Genomic DNA, 17083 nt, shown 5'->3' with positions numbered 1-17083 from the left:
GTGTGGACGAAATCCAACTGGATTTTACAGAGCTAAAAGAGCTGTACCGCTGCTATATGCCGTTTCTGAAAAATGGCGGTTTGTTCGTGCGTACTGCGCGGCCTTACCGTATGGGGCATTCTTTATCTTTAGTCGTCACTTTACCTGACGCGCTGGAAGCTGTGCGTGTGTCCGGTAAAGTCGCCTGGCTGACACCACAAGGCGCACAAAGCTCTACTCCGGCTGGCATTGGCGTCGCTTTTATCGACGATAAGTTTCAGTTGCAGGATAAAATTGAAAAATTATTAGGTGGTATGCTCGATTCTACTGAGCCTACCTACAGCCTCTAAGTTGATATGGCTGTTTTAAATACTATTTTGGAGAACACTTTTGTTTGTTGATTCACATTGCCACCTCGACCGTCTGGAGTGGGACAAATTAGCCCTGACCCTGCCTGAAGTTTTACAACAAGCCGCCACTGCTAAAGTAGAGCATATGTTGTGTGTATCGGTCAGTCTGAAAGAATTTCCTGCGATGAAACAGCTGGTGGCTGCTTATCCACAAGTGTCAGTGTCTTGTGGTGAACATCCGCTGCATCAGGAAGATCAAATCGATATCGAATTACTGCGTCGTTATTGTGCTGATCCCGCTGTAGTGGCTGTCGGCGAAACTGGCCTGGATTATTTTTACAGCCCGGATAGCAAAGCTATTCAGCAAGAGGCTTTTGCCGCTCATATAGCGGTCGGCCGTGAACTGAAAAAGCCTTTGATAGTGCATACCCGTGATGCCAGAGCGGATACTCTGAATTTATTGCGCTCTGGTGGTGCTGCTGACTGTGGTGGTGTATTGCACTGCTTTACAGAAGACTGGGATACAGCAAAAGCTGCTTTGGATTTAGGTTTTTATATTTCGTTATCCGGCATAGTTACCTTTCGCAACGCCGATGAGCTGCGCTCTGTAGCACGGCAAATTCCTGCTGACCGCTTATTAATTGAAACTGACTCGCCTTATTTAGCTCCTGTGCCTTACCGTGGTAAAACCAACCAGCCTGCTTACGTCAGTGCTGTGGCCGCTTGTATTGCAGAGCAGCGTAATGTCAGTATTGAATTGTTGGCAGAACAAACCTCAGCAAATTTTTATCAGCTGTTTCAATCAGTTAAAAAAGCTTAGTTGAAGAGAAAAGTAGCCCAGAATCAAGGGATTCATTCTGGGCTTAGGGGAATGGCTCATCTAAATGAGCCGTGCGCTATACGGAACCAAAGTGGACAAACAGGTTAACTTACAGGTTTTCAGTGTAGACAAAGCTGCGGAAATTTCCTGCATCAGTCTTTGCTTTTTAAGTGCTTCAATCGGAAACAGAAGTCAAAACTTATCCTGATCTTATACCGCAGTTATCCCCAAGTTATCCACTCCACCTCAGGCTGTATAAGCTTTTGCTGAAGAATTAAAACCAGAGTCATAAAACCTCCATAGAAGCCAAAGTTTTTACAGGTTATGAATGTTAGAAAAAATTAATCTAATAAAAACTGCAAAAACTCCTGCCAGAACTATCTCACCACCTGATTTTATTTGTTTCGTTTTTGAAACAAAGAGTCAGAGGCTCCATATGTTTCATAGAGTGGTATCTATCTTTTTTAACTGAGATCTGCCAGTGTAATTACTTGATTCAATTCACTTAATAACCACTGCCACTAAAAGGTCCAACCATGAATTCTGCTTTTGAACGATCGCCACAATTTTACGTACGCCTGAGTGGAGTGTTTTATCTGGCCATTATTGTGTTAGGACTTTTTGGTGAATTGATGGTCAGAGGCTCCCTGGTGGTTCCTTTAGATGCAGCAGCTACAGCGCAGAATATTATGGCGTCATCCTCATTGTGGAGGCTCGGCATAGTAGGGGATTTGTCGATGCAACTGCTGGATATCCCCATTATTGTGCTGTTTTATTTATTGTTTAAGCGCGTTAATGCTGGACTTAATCTGGCCGCCACTTTTTTTAACCTGATCCAAACCGCTATGCTGGTGGCCAATAAGCTGCTGTTAGTCATTCCATTGCTGCTATTAGGTGGAGGGGCCGCTGCTTCTGCGTTTTCTTCTGAGCAATTGGCCGCCTGGTCTTATCTTGCTATTCAGCTACACGGTTACGGCTTAGGTATAGGGTTCATTTTCTTTGCGCTGGCCTGTTTGCTGCGTGGTTATCTGATTATTAAATCCGGCTTTTTTCCGGCTTTTATTGGTGTGATGTTAGCGCTGGCTGGTGTCTGTTATCTGACTAATAGCCTGGCCTTATTGCTGGCACCAGCTCTGGCATCGTTGCTATTCCCCTGGATTTTGATGCCAGTATTAGTGGGCGAGTTAACTTTAAGCCTGTGGATGATTATTAAAGGCGTGAATAGGCAGAAGTGGGAACGTAGTTTCAGTTGTTAAAGCTAAGGCCTTTTTGGTAGAGCTCTGTTAATCTATATGAAACAAAAAGTAAGGGAAAATAATGAATCCAATTAGTGCATTTATGCTTGGTCGTAAGGTCAGTAAAATGGTTGATATCTTTGAAAAAGTTGAAGCATTTAAAGCTACTTACGGAAGCACTCATGTGTTTAGTAATGAAACCAGCGAAGCTATAGAACAAGAAGTTGAGGCTGTTATTAAAAAAATCCAAAAATATCAGCCACACGAAATCACCAAAGTGTTTATAGGGCACATCCAATTCAATCATGAAATGGGGCAAACGGTTAGACTAAAATCTATTGAGAAAGCATTTAATATGTTACTTAAAATGGGAGTTGCAATGAGTTTGGAAACGTTTGAAGCTGTTCATATGTGAATGATCCCTGTCTACAAATCCATACAACGCCCTCTAGTACTTTAGTCTTTATGTCGACATAACATCTCGTTTTAGCTTGACCAAAGCCGATTCAAGGCGTAAAACGTAACTAACTTCCAGTTATTGTCGACAATCTAATGCTTGCTACTGAATTTAAAGAAGCTATTACTGCCGCCGACCGGGTGCTGGTGCAAATTCGTACTGCCATAGTGGAAGGCGAAATTCCTGCTGGTACCAAGATCAGTGAGCCAGAGCTGGCGCGACGTTATGATTTAAGCCGTGCCCCGCTGCGTGAAGCCTTAGCGCGTTTAGAGCGCTGTCATTTAATCGAACGCACGCCCAATGCCGGCGCCCGTGTGGTCAAGCTGTCGATTGAAGGGCTACGTTCTTTGTATCAGCTACGCGAAGAGCTCGAAGGTCTGGCTTGTCGTTTAGCGGCTGAGCATATGACAGAGCAGGACATTGCCGAAGTGCGGGCGCTACTTGATCAGCATTTGTCGACACAACGGGTGCGTGAAGGTGAAAGTTATTACCAGGAAGCAGGGGATGTCGACTTTCATTACCGCGTCATCTTAGGTAGTAAAAATCCTTATCTGATTAATATTTTAAGTGACGAGCTGTATTTTCTGGTGCGGATGTATCGGGTGCAGCTTGGCATGAACGGCCCACGGGTATCGCGGGCTTTTGACGAACACAAAGCTATTATCAATGCCATTGCTAACCGTGATGGCGAACTTGCCGACTTATTGATGCGCCGTCATATCGCCGCATCCAAACGTAATATTGAACAACAGTTACTTCAACAGGGGACTTCACATGGCTAATGTAAAAAGCGCTGGCGCTCTGCTTCGTCAGGCAATTAAAGACAATCATCCGTTACAGCTGGTGGGCACTATTAACGCCTACACCGCCATGATGGCTGAACGTGTGGGTCATAAAGCCTTGTACTTATCAGGTGCTGGTGTGGCTAACGCCTCTTTTGGTTTACCGGATTTAGGCATGACCTCGTTAAACGACGTCTGTGAAGATATCCGCCGTATTACTGGTGCTACTGAACTGCCATTGCTGGTCGATGCCGATACAGGCTGGGGCGGAGCTTTTAATATTGCCCGCACTGTGAAAGAAATGACCAATGCCGGTGCTGCAGGTTTTCATATTGAAGATCAGGTGGCGCAAAAACGTTGTGGTCACAGACCAAACAAAGAAATCGTCTCTTTGGAAGAAATGGTTGATCGAGTCAAGGCATCTGTCGATGCCAGAACAGACGAGAACTTTTTTATTATGGCGCGCACTGATGCGTTGCAACAACAAGGTTTAGAAGCCGCCATCGAGCGCGCTTTAGCCTGTGAAGCCGCCGGAGCTGATGCCATTTTTGCTGAAGCTGTGTATACGCTGGAGCAATACCAGGCCTTTACCAAGGTGCTGAAAGTGCCGGTATTGGCCAATATCACCGAGTTTGGCCAAACGCCACTCTTTAACAAAGCAGAGCTGGCTGGCGTAGGTGTCGATATGGTGTTGTATCCGTTGAGTGCCTTCCGCGCTATGAACAAAGCTGCACTGAATGTGTATGAATCTATTTTGGCCAATGGCGATCAGAAGGCTGTAGTCGACAGCATGCAAACCCGCGCTGAACTTTACGACTTCCTGAACTATCACAGTTATGAGCAGAAATTAGACGCCCTGTTTGCGAACAAAAAATAACCATAAGCCAAGCAGCATTCAATAAATCAACAGAACAAATTAAAAACGGAGAGACAAGATGGCGAACGCAAAAGAATTATCAGGCGCAGGCTTACGTGGCCAAATCGCAGGTAAAACCGCTTTATCCACAGTAGGTAAAACAGGTTCTGGCTTGACCTACCGTGGTTACGACGTCAAAGACTTAGCCGCTCACTGTGAATTTGAAGAAGTAGCGCACCTGATTTTAAAAGGCGAGTTACCGAACGAAGCAGAACTGGCTGCGTACAAAAAACGCTTAAAGGCTATGCGTAACCTGCCACAGGCATTAAAAGAAGTACTGGAACGTATTCCTGCTTCTGCTCATCCTATGGATGTAATGCGTACTGGTTGCTCTATGTTAGGCAACTTAGAAACTGAACAGAGTTTTGCTCAGCAACAGGATGCGACCGACCGGTTACTGGCGATTTTCCCAGGCTTAATTAACTACTGGTATAACTTCAGCCATAAAGGCCTGCGCATTGAAGTGGAAACAGCGGCCGATTCTATTGCCGAGCAGTTCCTCTGGACTTTACATGGTGAAAAACCAACCCAGCTGCATACCGATGTAATGAACTCTTCGCTGATTTTATACGCAGAGCACGAGTTCAATGCTTCTACTTTCACGGCCCGTGTTTGTGCTTCTACTTTAAGTGATATGCACTCTTGCATCACAGGCGCTATTGGTTCATTACGTGGCCCTCTGCACGGTGGCGCTAACGAAGCGGCGATGGAACTGATTGAAAAGATGGACAATCCGGATGATGCCGAAACCAAGTTAATGGGCATGCTGGAACGTAAAGAAAAAATTATGGGTTTTGGCCATGCCATTTATGCAGAGTCCGACCCACGTAACGCAGTGATCAAAGAATGGTCAGAAAAGCTGGGTAAAGCCAACGGCAACACGTCCTTGTACGACATTTCTGTGCGCTGTGAAAGCGTCATGTGGCGCGAGAAAAAACTGTTCTGTAACGCAGATTTTTTCCACGCCTCGGCTTACAACTACATGGGTATTCCAACCAAGCTGTTTACGCCTATTTTTGTCTGTTCACGTCTAACAGGCTGGGCTGCTCATGTAATGGAACAACGTGCGGACAACCGTATTATTCGCCCAAGTGCCGAATATACAGGTGTGGAACCACGCACTGTAACGCCACTGGCGAAGCGCTAATAGCAACAAGACATTTATCTATACCTTAAGTAATTGGAGTTGCAGTTAGGCGGTTGGCGACGAGTCCCCATGAGCATAGCAGTCCTATGTGATTGGGGTGAGTGAGCAAACCAACAAAGCTGCGGCTTCAAGTACGACAGGTATAAAAGCCCGCGAAGGGCTTTTGTAGGATCTGAAGCAACCTTTTAACTGAGTGGCCACGCCATGAATTCTAATTACCGTAAAAACTTACCAGGCACCACGCTGGATTATTTTGATGCAGCAGCTGCATGCAACGACATTGAACCGGGCTCTTATGCCAAACTCCCTTATACCTCCCGTGTTCATGCTGAAAACTTAGTACGCCGCTGCGATCCGGCGACTTTAACTGACTCATTAAAACAGCTGATTTACCGCAAGCAGGATCTGGATTTTCCATGGTTTCCGGCTCGTGTGGTGTGCCACGATATTTTAGGTCAAACCGCTTTAGTGGATTTAGCTGGCCTGCGTGATGCTATTGCGCTGCAAGGTGGCGATCCGGCCAAAGTAAACCCTGTAGTGCCGACTCAGCTGATTGTCGATCACTCCTTGGCTGTAGAGCATGGTGGTTTTGAAAAAGATGCTTTTGAGAAAAACCGTGCTATCGAAGACAGACGTAACGACGACAGATTCCACTTTATCAACTGGACGAAAAAAGCCTTTAAAAATGTCGATGTGATACCGCCAGGCAACGGCATTATGCACCAGATCAATTTAGAGCGGATGTCACCTGTTATTCACGCTATAGATGGTGTGGCTTTCCCTGATACTTTAGTAGGTACCGACAGCCATACCCCTCATGTGGATGCGCTGGGTGTCATCGCTATTGGGGTTGGTGGCTTAGAAGCTGAAAGCGTGATGTTAGGTCGCGCCTCCTGGATGCGTCTGCCAGATATTATTGGCGTGGAGCTGACGGGCAAAGCACAGCCAGGCATTATGGCAACAGATATAGTGTTGGCCTTGACTGAGTTTTTACGCAAAGAAAAAGTCGTCTCTGCTTATCTGGAGTTTTTTGGCGAAGGCGCCAGCAGCCTGAGTTTAGGTGACCGCGCTACTATCTCTAATATGACGCCTGAATATGGCGCTACTGCCGCTATGTTCTCTATCGATCAGCAAACTCTGGATTATTTAACCCTGACAGGCCGCGAGCCAGCGCAAGTCAAGCTGGTGGAAACCTACGCTAAAACCGCAGGTTTATGGTCCGACAGTTTAAAAACTGCTGAATACGAGCGTGTAATCCGTTTTGATTTATCCAGCGTCGGCCGCACTATCGCTGGTCCTTCTAATCCACATGCCCGGGTATCGACCAGCGATTTAGCGGTCAAAGGTATTAGTGGTGTGGTGGAAAACGAGCCGGGTTTAATGCCGGACGGTGCTGTCATTATTGCCGCTATAACCAGCTGCACCAACACCAGTAACCCACGTAACGTGATAGCTGCGGGCTTATTAGCCCGTAACGCTAAAGCCAAAGGCTTAAGCCGTAAGCCATGGGTGAAGAGCTCATTGGCGCCTGGTTCTAAAACTGTTGAGCTGTATTTAAAAGAAGCCAACTTACTGACAGATTTAGAAAGTTTAGGTTTTGGTATTGTGGCTTTTGCCTGTACTACCTGTAACGGTATGAGCGGCGCTTTAGATCCTGTGATTCAAAAAGAGCTGATAGAGCGTGACTTATACGCCACTGCTGTGTTGTCTGGTAATCGCAACTTTGATGGCCGTATTCACCCTTATGCCAAACAGGCATTTTTAGCCTCTCCAGCTTTGGTGGTGGCTTATGCCATAGCCGGTACTATCCGCTTTGATATCGAAAAAGACGTGCTGGGGCTGGACAAAGACGGCAACGAAATTCGTTTAAAAGACATCTGGCCAAGCGATGCTGAAATTGATGCAGTAGTGGCAAGCAGCGTCAAACCTGAACAGTTCCGTAAAGTCTATGAGCCTATGTTTGCAGTTTCAGTGGATTACGGCGAGAAAATCAGTCCGCTGTATGACTGGCGTCCACAAACCACTTATATCCGCCGCCCGCCATATTGGGAAGGTGCTTTGGCTGGTGAGCGCAGCATGAAAGGTATGCGTGCGCTGGCCGTGCTGGGTGACAATATCACCACTGACCATTTATCGCCTTCTAACGCCATTATGATGGACAGTGCTGCCGGTGAATACCTGCACAAAATGGGGCTGCCGGAAGAAGATTTTAACTCCTACGCCACCCACCGCGGTGACCACTTAACAGCACAGCGCGCTACTTTTGCTAACCCTAAGCTGATAAACGAAATGGCCGTAGTGGATGGCAAAATCAAACAAGGTTCTTTAACCCGTATCGAGCCTGAAGGTGTGGTCACCCGGATGTGGGAAGCCATTGAAACTTATATGGAACGTAAGCAACCTTTAATCATTATTGCCGGTGCTGATTATGGTCAGGGTTCATCCCGTGACTGGGCGGCTAAAGGGGTGCGTTTAGCTGGTGTTGAAGCCATAGTGGCCGAAGGGTTCGAGCGTATTCACCGTACTAACTTAGTGGGTATGGGGGTATTACCGCTTGAGTTTAAAGCGGGTGTTAACCGTAAAACTTTAGCTTTGGATGGCACTGAAAGTTACGACGTTTTAGGCGAGCGTACACCTCGCACTACCCTAACTTTAGTGATCACCCGCAGAAACGGTGAAGTGCTGCAAGTGCCCGTGACCTGTCGTTTAGATACAGCCGAAGAAGTCTCTATTTATGAAGCGGGTGGCGTGTTACAGCGTTTTGCCAAAGACTTCCTTGAAGCTAAGGTATAGGGGTAGGGATTAAACTATGAGCTATTTACCTCAGATTAAAATTCCCGCCACTTATATCCGTGGTGGTACCAGCAAAGGTGTATTTTTCCGTTTGCAGGATTTACCAGAAGCAGCGCAAATCCCAGGCGCTGCGCGTGATGCGTTGTTGCTGCGTGTGATTGGCAGTCCTGATCCATACGGCAAACAAATTGATGGCATGGGCGGCGCTACGTCCAGTACCAGTAAAACTGTGATTTTAGCCAAAAGCAGCAAAAGCGATCACGATGTCGACTACCTGTTTGGTCAGGTCTCCATCGATAAAGCTTTTGTCGACTGGAGCGGTAATTGCGGCAATTTATCTGCAGCTGTTGGCTCTTTTGCCATCAGCGCAGGTTTAGTCGATACCAGCCGTATTCCACAAAATGGCAAAGCCACAGTGCGGATTTGGCAGGCCAATATTGGCAAAACCATTATTGCTCATGTGCCGATGATCAATGGCGAAGTACAGGAAAGTGGTGATTTTGAACTGGATGGTGTGACTTTCCCTGCCGCTGAAGTGCAACTGGAATTTATCGACCCGGCCGCTGATGAAGACGGCGAAGGCGGTGGCTCGATGTTCCCAACGGGCAACTTAGTGGATGATTTGGACGTGCCGGGAGTAGGTACTTTTAAAGCCACACTGATTAATGCCGGTATTCCAACTATTTTTGTTAATGCCAAAGATATTGGTTATACAGGCACAGAGCTGCAGGACGCTATTAACAGCGATGCTAAAGCACTGGCGATGTTTGAGACTATCCGTGCTTATGGTGCAGTCAAAATGGGCTTGATGTCGCATATAGACGAAGCTAAAACCCGTCAGCATACGCCAAAGATTGCTTTTGTCGCGCCAGCCACAGACTATATCTCGTCCAGTGGTAAAGCTGTGACTACAGCAGATATGGATTTGGTGGTGCGGGCTTTATCTATGGGTAAATTACATCACGCCATGATGGGCACAGCTGCGGTGGCCATTGGTACTGCAGCTGCTATTCCAGGTACTTTAGTCAACCTGGCTGCTGGTGGCGTAAAACGCAAAGCAGTACGTTTTGGTCATCCGTCCGGCACTTTAAGAGTAGGAGCCGAAGCTGCTTTAGTTGCTGGTGAGTGGACTGTTACCAAAGCCATAATGAGTCGAAGTGCGCGGGTATTAATGGAAGGTTGGGTGCGGGTACCGGCTGGCACATTCTAAGTCTATAAAATGGTAAAAATGATAAGTTGCAACTGCAGTGCTGAATTATCGACTTATTATTCCAGTATAAATAACCTGCTGTGTTGAAAAGGCAGGTTATTCTCTGTAGATTGGGTATCGAATTTACGATTTTTTTGGGGAGTCTTAGATGAAGAAGTTAGGTTACAGCCTGTTCGCCGCTTTATGTTTAAGTTCTGCGACATTGTCTTCTGCAGTGAAAGCTGAAACAGTGGACTACCAGTATCTGACCGTTGCCGGTTATCTGAATTTTTATTTGTTAAATTTAAATGCGTGCGAAGATTACCATCCGGAAATTCGCCAGCAGGCTTATGACGCTGAAAAGCAGCTGTATCCATGGCTGACTAAGCTAGAGCAGAAGTTAAAAGGCGCAGACGCTGACAATAAAACTTTGTCTGGTGTTGTGCAAAAACGTCGTGAAGCATTAAACCTGCAAATCAGCGAAGGTGATTTTACTTTGGATCACTGCAAAGCTATTGTGAAGTTATTGTCTGCTGACGGTTTAGATCAAACGCTGTTAAAAAGCCTGAACTAAAAATCTGAACAAATAACTTTATATTCAGTGTTTTAAAAAACCACTTGTCTTTGCCAGAGCAGGTGGTTTTTGTTTTCAATCCAGGCTCTGCCGCTTATTTTTACCGGTGTTTGTTATGTCTGTCTCTACTTTATCTGTCATTGATGTCCCACAGCTAATGCTGGTGCAACAAAACTGCTACAGCGAAGATCTGGTTGAATCAGCCACTGTGATGGCTCATCGAATTTCTGCGTTTTCTCACACCTGCTGGGGCTATTTTATTGAACAGCAAATGGCTGGTTATCTGCTGGCTTATCCATCGGTGCTTGGCAGCATTACGCCTTTAGCTGCAGCTTTTCCTCTGTATCAAAATACCAACTGCTTGTATCTGCACGATATGGCTATTTCCAGTGATTTTCGCGGACAGTCGTTAGCGCCTGCGCTATTGGCCCACGCCAGCATGGAAGCGAAGAAACTTGGCTTAGAAGCTTTGGCTTTGGTGGCAGTGCAGGGCGCTGAAGGCTATTGGGCTAAACAAGGTTTTGTCAAAGTGACAAATATTAGTGCAGAGCAGCAAGCTATTCTGGATACTTATTTACCAGAAATAGCCTGTTATATGACCTGCTCTTTATAAAGCCGATTCGTTAAATTCGATACGCTGAACAATAATTTCGCAGCCTGGTCCGTCCGGGCTGCAGCCATAAATACCGAGACAAATCAGATCCTTATCCCTAATATGGCTAATATCCAGTACTCGCAGTTGCTGCCAGCTTTGTCCTGATAGAGCCGAGACAATAGCGTCCTGCTGCGAAATTTCTATTTTTAATATCCAGCTTTTTGCAGGCTTGATGCTTTGGCTGGCCCAGTCTGATTTTCCAGCCAGCGTATTCACCGAGCCCAGTGCAGCTTCTTCAGGTGACAACCATTCAGCTGAAATTTTTAACCAATTATGCGCGTCTTTTCTCAGCATAATACCTGCTTGATCGAACTTGCTATTGGCGTTCACCTGCACTTCAACAAGCAGGGATAGTCTGGCTGCTTTACTTTTCCAGTAGTAAAAATGGCCATTATCCCGATAGAAGTGATAATGGGTATGTTGCCAGAAGTCTGTGTTGGCGTCGGTAGTAAATTGCAATGGTGGCCCGTCTGAGCAATTCTGAGGAGGATTGAGCCATTGATAGGTTATTGCCATTTTATTTCCTTTTAACAGCAGACCCGGACCACCAGTCCGGGTCTTAAGGCTTTACTGCTGTTTTTTCACTTGAGTTAATAATTCCGGTTTTTCGCCATTAAAGTTAATCCACGGATTGTTACCCAGTGTTTCAGCTCCTTGTACAGCGGGTTCCTCATAACGCATCACAAAATGTTCTGGTCCGTGAGCATAAGCGACAACCAAACCATAAGGAGCATCGAAGAAACCACCATGTGGTACCAGACCCGGATAGCTGATACGCCATGCTTTACCATCAGTAGGCACATAACCTAAAGTCAGCTTGGCAGTGGTGTTATCGGGTAAAACAAAAAACCAGGTCCAGGCGCCACCTGAAACTATGGTCATCACTTCATCAATTCCAACACCACTTTCTGCACTGTTGACGTGTAATTTACCAAACTTTTCTTGCAGGTAGTACATCAAATCCGGTGTCATGGCTTTCATGTCATATACCTTGGGGTAGGGAGCTACACCTTTTTCTGACGTTGATAAAAAACCACCTCGAGGAGCCGCAGGTTCACGACCTGCCAGTTTGATCTGCTCCAGCAGATTACCTCTGTGCAATGCAAAATATCCAACCAGCTGTTCACTTTCTTCCTTGGTCAGTGCTCGCTGTTTTGCTTGCGCTATCACAGGTTTTGCCTGCTCCGGTATAGTCACAGTACTGACTCTGACCCCCACAGACTTTAGCACCAGATTGACCTGTTCAATGCCCTGTGTTGATGCTCTGCCATCACTGTATGACAGGGTTAATTGCCCGTCGCCTGATGGGGTTTGTGCTGTGCTTTGTGCCAATGGCAAAGTGGATAGTAAAGCCACTGCCAGCATGTTGCGCCAAATCTTCATTAAGTAATCTCCTGATCCAGAATAATAGGAAGCTGTGGTGTTCTGAGTCAGTTTAATTTTTACCAAAGGCGAGATAAATAGCAGTTCAGTGGATGAATTGTTCACTTTCAGTGAACTAACGTGCAGAGATTCGACATTATGTTCTGGTAAAGTGCTGCACTATAAAATCGATAAAAGCTCTGATCTTTTGTGATTGTTCTTTATGGTAGGGATAAATGATGTAGAGCGAATGCTCTTCTGCTTGCCAGTCACTCAGTACCTGTTGTAACTCGCCTTGTGCCAAGGCTTGTTTGACAAAATATTCTGGCAGCAAGGCAATACCATGTCCAAGTTTTGCTGTTTGCACTAGTGCTAAGCTGTTGTTGACTACATAGCGGCCCGCAGGTAATTCAATATCCAGGCGTTCTTGCTGCTTCTTAAAACTCCATCGTCTGGAGGAAGAAGACAAGCTATAAACTAAGCAGTGATGCCTGCTCAGGTCTTCTGGTGTGACTAAAGGCGGAGATTTTTCCAAATAGTCCGGAGATGCGCAGAGAACTCGTTTTAAATCAGTTAGTTTGCGTGAGCGAAAGCTTGAATCTGCAAGTGCAGCACCTCCCCGGATCGCAATATCCACACCTTGCTCCATCAGGTCGATATAGTGATCATTCATCACCAGCTCTATGGCAAGATCAGGATGTTGTTTCATAAAATCACAAACCAGAGGGTTTATGTCCAGGAGCCCCAGTGACATAGGCACACTGATTTTTAATGAGCCCCTGAGCGAGTCTGATGCCTCAAGCACAGATAAATCAGCCTGAGCCAGACTATCCAGTACGTGGCAGATCTGCTGGTAATAAGATCTACCTTGTTCTGTGACATGCAGTTTACGTGTGGTTCTGTTGATCAACGGACTTTGCAGATAGTCTTCCAGCTCATAAATATTTTTACTGATCGCTGCTTTTGATAAATTCAAATCATCAGCAGCCGCTTTGAAGCTGCCCAGCTCAATCACTCTTCGGTATACAGTCAAAGCTCTGAGTTTATCCATGGATGCCTGCCCGAACTAAATTTTTTCCAGCAGGTAATTGCCGGATTTTAAATCATCAGCCAGCTCTTTTGAGCGTTCCAACACTATTGCCCAATACTCCAGACGCTGAGAGTCTGTTAGTTTGTCGAAATCCTTGCGGTCTGGAATTTTGCCGTAAGGCAGGGATTTCACCCAAGATTCGGATGGGCATAGCAGGATCATCTTGTCCATTTGCGCTGCTTTAGCGCGGCGCCATGGCAAGGATTTATCAAACCAGCCGGGGATCAGGTACGGATAAAAGTGTGGATATAAAATCAAACCTTCCTGCTGATAAGGCAAGGACAGATGGTAATCCAGCAAGCCGCCGTCCATATACAAACCTTTGGGCAAACCCGCCGGATCTTTCACCGGATGCATCACCATAGGAATAGAGCCTGAAGCCAATAAACTGGCTTTAAAATTGTCTGGCGTCAGTGGATAAGCTTCGTGAGGCACCTGTTGTAACAAGCCCGGATTGCTGTGATTTTGCATCACCACTCTTTTATAAAATCGTTGTAGTAAAGTGGGTTTAAACAAATTAGCACCGGCAGCTAACAGCAAACGACGTATTTGTGCTGCTTTGCGTTCAGACTTTCTTACTTTCACTTCGCGGGCTGCAATAAAATTCAGCTGCAGTACAGGGTTATTCAGCACCTGTAAAATGCAGTCATCGTCAGGAAACACCTGATCCAACACAGCAGCTGAGGTAGAGGTAATTTGATCAATGCTAGCTTTGGGTGGAAAACACAAGCTGCTGTAAGCTTTGGCAAAACGTTCAGTGGCGGCAGCAGGGTTTTGCTGCGTGACACAGGCAAAACGCCAGGCACCAGCAGAGCTGCCAACTAAAGATAAAGGCGTGCTTCTGTCTTTAAAAAACTCACCAAACAAATACTGATCTAAACCAAATAAGCAAAACCATTTAGGGCCACCACTGGCACCTAAGACTAAATTGATATCCTGCTGACGTAAGCCATGTTGCTGCAAATGCTCAAAGGCTGTGGCTCCCGCCAGTACTCTTAATGTCGACTTTGTCACCCGGTTTTTTCCCTCACTTAGAGCTATATAAAATAAAACTTACAAAGATGCGGCAAACAATTGCTGATGCATACGCAGCGCATACTCATCTGTCATACCTGACACATAATCACAAATAACCCGCATCTTGCTCTGTTCGTTGTCCGCCATAAGCCAGCGGTTTTTGGTGTTGGCCGGCAACAAACGTTCCGCCTCCGAACTAAAGGCTTCAAACAATGAGCGAACAATTTGTTGACCTTTGTATTCGCCCCGTTGCACGTCGGGCGATAAAATGACGGCTTCATACACAAAGCTTTTTAACAGTTGCAACAGCTGCTGTTGCGGATCTGGCAAGCGTGCATTGTAACGGATCAATGGGTCTTGAGTGTCCGGCAGTGACTGATACAACTCAATACTGGTGATCAGCAAATTCACCAGCGCACCAATGGCATCTTTACGAATATGATGTTCGGGTATAAATAATTTTTGGCTGATATGTTTTAACGCACTGGCAATATCAACGGGTAACTTCGCCATTTCAGGCTCTGCTAAACGGCGCCAGTGTTCAATGGTCACAGTACCAGTCACAATCGCATCCTCTAAGTCATGTACGCCGTAAGCTATATCATCGGCCAGCTCCATAATCGAAGCATCCAGAGATTTATGCAGTGACTTTAAAAAGGGCGCTTTGAGTAAAGTTTCTGTGCGCTGAAAAGCGCTGCGATCTGCTGCAGATAAAGGGCTTAAGATCCAGTCGAGTAAATCACTGTCGGCAGCATAAATAGCTTTGCAGGGTTTGACGGTGAGCCCTTGCTCAAATTGATCGAGCGCAGGCTGTACTATCGGATACTTGAGTAAACCTAATAAAGTACGGCGGCTTAAATTCATGCCACCACTGGCTGTGTAGGGTTCCAGTTTGCCAACAATACGCAAGGTCTGGCCGTTGCCTTCAAAACCACCGAAATGCTGCATACAGGCGTTCAGGGCTTTTTCACCACCATGACCAAAAGGTGGATGGCCCAAGTCGTGGGCCAGACACAAAGCCTCCATCAGGCTGTCCTGCGCTAATAATGCCCGCAGTGCCGGGTCTTCTTGCTGGTAACTTAATTGCGCTACTAATGCAGTGCCTATTTGGGCAGCTTCTAAAGAGTGGGTCAGACGGGTGCGGTAGAAGTCATTCTGGCCAATACCCATAATCTGAGTTTTAGCCTGCAGGCGGCGAAAAGCAGCGGAGTGCAGAATTCTGGCTCTGTCTCTTTGCCACGGTGTACGGTGATCGTTTGGTCTCTGACTATGTTCGGCAAGACGGCGTTCGGCCCACAAATGCTGCATACAAAATCCTTCTGACACTAGCCTGAAATTCTTAACCTGAAGTCAGGTTAAATCATCACTTTATGCTACGGCAAAAGCAGAAAAGAGGCGATGCGTATTTTTTATAAATACCACTGGACAAATAAACAGTAGTTACTGTATAAATGTTCAGTATCAAAAGCAGGAGGATTTATGGCCGTTATTATTAAATACATTGTTGAGCGCGCTGGAGTAGAAAAAATGACTTTTAGTTCAAAGCCTGAAGCAGACGCCTATGACCGGATGCTGGATATTGCTGATGAACTGTTTTTAATGCTGGGTCAAAGTGAACTGATCCCGGATGAGCAACAACGTGAAGATTTGGCGTTGTATTTAGCTCAGCAAAAAGAGCTGGTGATCCAGACGCTGAATCAGAAAACCAAAAGCAACAAAGCCCCGGTAGCCGATAAAGAACAGGCAAAGGACAAAGGCGCTGCTGATCCGGCTAAAGCGGCCGTTGTGCTGACAGAAGTGACGGAAGCCACAGACGACCTGGCTGCTTAATTTAGCAGCAGAGGTTCAGTGGCGCGGTTAGCTTGTACCTTTATTTTTTATTAGAACAGCTAATTTAAAAAAATAACCTGAAAAGGCATAACTATAAATAAGTTATGCCTTTTTTATTGGGTTTAACTGGGGGGTTGTGCATAATTAGCTGATTTGGCAGCATTTTTATTGATGGTCTATTGTTGCATTGAATAGTGAATATGAAAACAAGCTGAATAAATCATGACAGAGAATGTTATTTTGCATTAGAAAAACTAATATCCAGACTATAAATTATCTCGTTAGTTATCTGGTTAAATTTGCAGCATAATAACCACGTTTTCGGATGAACACTTTCTCAGACTTAACGAGGTTGGACATGAACAGTATCAATACCACAGTAGAAAAATCTAACGTGAGCACGACAGAGCGCAGCGTATCTTCTCTGCTGCTGGTGCGTCGAATCAATCAGTTTTTATCCCGGATTGGCCGCGCTTTAAGTCTGAGTGGTGCTATCTACACCAAATAATGGTGTTTGTGACCTGCAGTAAGCTGTGCTGAGCCTACTGTTGCTGAACTTTTTGTTGCTAAAAGACGTAACCCCTTGAACGCGCTTAGATTGCTGCTAAGCGCGTTTTTTTTATTCGCTGCCATCCATGGCGCTCACCCAGCGGGCCGGCAAACAACGCCGTTAAAAAACACTCCCGATGTTTTTGTATTCTTATAATCCAGAACAAGTACGACAGACAGATAATTTTCGTAGCGAAAAAATAACCTGCTGTTTTGTACTCTCACCGATCTTTTTTCCCCTTCTGCCGTAATTAGTCTGTCATCTGTCACTTTTAAGCTGGTTTTATCTGGTTTCTGTTTTACGTCACGATTTCGTAGTATCTGAAAAAGTGATTTAA

Annotated in this window: 18 protein-coding genes; 13 read left to right on the top strand and 5 right to left on the bottom strand. The window is 45.8% G+C overall.

Annotation, left to right across the window (positions count from 1 at the left end):
* Positions 1–2: 2 nt before the first annotated feature.
* From LSG34_RS03280 to LSG34_RS03230, 11 genes are all read left to right on the top strand, one after another.
* Positions 3–329: a PilZ domain-containing protein gene (locus tag LSG34_RS03280; protein ID WP_233007372.1), complete on the top strand. Its 327-nt coding sequence runs from the start codon at positions 3–5 to the stop codon at positions 327–329.
* 40 nt (positions 330–369) lie between these two features.
* A complete protein-coding gene (locus LSG34_RS03275) occupies positions 370–1149 on the top strand; it encodes a TatD family hydrolase (RefSeq protein WP_233007371.1) in 780 nt (259 codons plus the stop codon).
* Between the two features lie 536 nt (positions 1150–1685).
* Positions 1686–2405: a DUF4386 domain-containing protein gene (locus LSG34_RS03270; RefSeq protein ID WP_233007370.1), complete on the top strand. Its 720-nt coding sequence runs from the start codon at positions 1686–1688 to the stop codon at positions 2403–2405.
* A gap of 61 nt (positions 2406–2466) precedes the next feature.
* Positions 2467–2799, top strand: coding sequence for a hypothetical protein (locus tag LSG34_RS03265; protein WP_233007369.1), 333 nt, complete (start codon positions 2467–2469; stop codon positions 2797–2799).
* Positions 2800–2936: 137 nt separating this feature from the next.
* Positions 2937–3623 carry a GntR family transcriptional regulator gene (locus tag LSG34_RS03260; RefSeq protein ID WP_233007368.1) on the top strand — a complete coding sequence of 229 codons (687 nt, stop codon included), beginning with the start codon at positions 2937–2939 and terminating at the stop codon, positions 3621–3623.
* Entirely contained in the window at positions 3616–4500 is an 885-nt protein-coding gene (gene prpB / locus LSG34_RS03255) for a methylisocitrate lyase (protein ID WP_233007367.1), read from the top strand. The genes LSG34_RS03260 and prpB overlap by 8 nt, the downstream gene beginning before the upstream one ends.
* A gap of 58 nt (positions 4501–4558) precedes the next feature.
* Complete coding sequence (prpC, locus tag LSG34_RS03250; protein WP_233007366.1) at positions 4559–5686, top strand: bifunctional 2-methylcitrate synthase/citrate synthase; 1128 nt, start codon at positions 4559–4561, stop codon at positions 5684–5686.
* Between the two features lie 204 nt (positions 5687–5890).
* Positions 5891–8479: a Fe/S-dependent 2-methylisocitrate dehydratase AcnD gene (gene acnD, locus LSG34_RS03245; RefSeq protein ID WP_233007365.1), complete on the top strand. Its 2589-nt coding sequence runs from the start codon at positions 5891–5893 to the stop codon at positions 8477–8479.
* A 16-nt stretch (positions 8480–8495) separates the two neighbouring features.
* A complete protein-coding gene (prpF, locus tag LSG34_RS03240; protein ID WP_233007364.1) occupies positions 8496–9689 on the top strand; it encodes a 2-methylaconitate cis-trans isomerase PrpF in 1194 nt (397 codons plus the stop codon).
* Between the two features lie 148 nt (positions 9690–9837).
* Positions 9838–10242, top strand: a complete 405-nt coding sequence (locus tag LSG34_RS03235; protein ID WP_233007363.1) for a hypothetical protein — start codon at positions 9838–9840, stop codon at positions 10240–10242.
* A 115-nt stretch (positions 10243–10357) separates the two neighbouring features.
* A complete protein-coding gene (locus LSG34_RS03230) occupies positions 10358–10855 on the top strand; it encodes a GNAT family N-acetyltransferase (RefSeq protein ID WP_233007362.1) in 498 nt (165 codons plus the stop codon).
* Here the strand turns inward: LSG34_RS03230 and LSG34_RS03225 are convergent.
* The 5 genes from LSG34_RS03225 to LSG34_RS03205 all read right to left on the bottom strand — a co-directional run bounded on the left by LSG34_RS03225 (position 10850) and on the right by LSG34_RS03205 (position 15674).
* The gene (locus LSG34_RS03225) at positions 10850–11413 is read right to left on the bottom strand and encodes a DUF1349 domain-containing protein (protein WP_233007361.1); all 564 of its coding nucleotides are present in this window, start codon (positions 11411–11413) and stop codon (positions 10850–10852) included. The two genes, LSG34_RS03230 and LSG34_RS03225, sit on opposite strands and share 6 nt — an antisense overlap.
* 51 nt (positions 11414–11464) lie before the next feature.
* Positions 11465–12280: a hypothetical protein gene (locus LSG34_RS03220; protein ID WP_233007360.1), complete on the bottom strand. Its 816-nt coding sequence runs from the start codon at positions 12278–12280 to the stop codon at positions 11465–11467.
* Between the two features lie 136 nt (positions 12281–12416).
* A complete protein-coding gene (locus tag LSG34_RS03215; protein WP_233007359.1) occupies positions 12417–13310 on the bottom strand; it encodes a LysR family transcriptional regulator in 894 nt (297 codons plus the stop codon).
* Between the two features lie 15 nt (positions 13311–13325).
* Positions 13326–14363: a patatin-like phospholipase family protein gene (locus LSG34_RS03210; protein ID WP_233007358.1), complete on the bottom strand. Its 1038-nt coding sequence runs from the start codon at positions 14361–14363 to the stop codon at positions 13326–13328.
* A 39-nt stretch (positions 14364–14402) separates the two neighbouring features.
* Positions 14403–15674, bottom strand: a complete 1272-nt coding sequence (locus tag LSG34_RS03205) for an anti-phage deoxyguanosine triphosphatase (RefSeq protein ID WP_233007357.1) — start codon at positions 15672–15674, stop codon at positions 14403–14405.
* A gap of 171 nt (positions 15675–15845) precedes the next feature.
* On the opposite strand from LSG34_RS03205, the gene LSG34_RS20835 reads away from it, so the two are divergent.
* Positions 15846–16196: a YebG family protein gene (locus LSG34_RS20835; RefSeq protein ID WP_332909078.1), complete on the top strand. Its 351-nt coding sequence runs from the start codon at positions 15846–15848 to the stop codon at positions 16194–16196.
* A gap of 358 nt (positions 16197–16554) precedes the next feature.
* Positions 16555–16704 carry a hypothetical protein gene (locus tag LSG34_RS03195; protein ID WP_233007356.1) on the top strand — a complete coding sequence of 50 codons (150 nt, stop codon included), beginning with the start codon at positions 16555–16557 and terminating at the stop codon, positions 16702–16704.
* Positions 16705–17083: the final 379 nt, after the last annotated feature.

The sequence above is a fragment of the Rheinheimera faecalis genome, assembly GCF_021290965.1.
Classification (GTDB): Bacteria; Pseudomonadota; Gammaproteobacteria; order Enterobacterales; family Alteromonadaceae; genus Pararheinheimera; species Pararheinheimera faecalis.
Note: the sequence above shows the minus strand (reverse complement) of the source record. Positions and strands in the feature narration are given on the sequence as shown.

Excerpts from the sequence above, each read along its gene's own strand:
- LSG34_RS03195 (WP_233007356.1), top strand. The coding sequence starts at position 16,555 with ATGAACAGTATCAATACCACAGTAGAAAAATCTAACGTGAGCACGACA.
- LSG34_RS03235 (WP_233007363.1), top strand. The coding sequence starts at position 9,838 with ATGAAGAAGTTAGGTTACAGCCTGTTCGCCGCTTTATGTTTAAGTTCT.
- LSG34_RS03205 (WP_233007357.1), bottom strand. The coding sequence starts at position 15,674 with ATGCAGCATTTGTGGGCCGAACGCCGTCTTGCCGAACATAGTCAGAGA.
- LSG34_RS03220 (WP_233007360.1), bottom strand. The coding sequence starts at position 12,280 with ATGAAGATTTGGCGCAACATGCTGGCAGTGGCTTTACTATCCACTTTG.
- LSG34_RS03230 (WP_233007362.1), top strand. The coding sequence starts at position 10,358 with ATGTCTGTCTCTACTTTATCTGTCATTGATGTCCCACAGCTAATGCTG.
- prpC (WP_233007366.1), top strand. The coding sequence starts at position 4,559 with ATGGCGAACGCAAAAGAATTATCAGGCGCAGGCTTACGTGGCCAAATC.
- LSG34_RS03260 (WP_233007368.1), top strand. The coding sequence starts at position 2,937 with ATGCTTGCTACTGAATTTAAAGAAGCTATTACTGCCGCCGACCGGGTG.
- LSG34_RS03265 (WP_233007369.1), top strand. The coding sequence starts at position 2,467 with ATGAATCCAATTAGTGCATTTATGCTTGGTCGTAAGGTCAGTAAAATG.
- prpF (WP_233007364.1), top strand. The coding sequence starts at position 8,496 with ATGAGCTATTTACCTCAGATTAAAATTCCCGCCACTTATATCCGTGGT.
- LSG34_RS03215 (WP_233007359.1), bottom strand. The coding sequence starts at position 13,310 with ATGGATAAACTCAGAGCTTTGACTGTATACCGAAGAGTGATTGAGCTG.
- LSG34_RS03270 (WP_233007370.1), top strand. The coding sequence starts at position 1,686 with ATGAATTCTGCTTTTGAACGATCGCCACAATTTTACGTACGCCTGAGT.
- LSG34_RS03225 (WP_233007361.1), bottom strand. The coding sequence starts at position 11,413 with ATGGCAATAACCTATCAATGGCTCAATCCTCCTCAGAATTGCTCAGAC.
- LSG34_RS20835 (WP_332909078.1), top strand. The coding sequence starts at position 15,846 with ATGGCCGTTATTATTAAATACATTGTTGAGCGCGCTGGAGTAGAAAAA.
- prpB (WP_233007367.1), top strand. The coding sequence starts at position 3,616 with ATGGCTAATGTAAAAAGCGCTGGCGCTCTGCTTCGTCAGGCAATTAAA.
- acnD (WP_233007365.1), top strand. The coding sequence starts at position 5,891 with ATGAATTCTAATTACCGTAAAAACTTACCAGGCACCACGCTGGATTAT.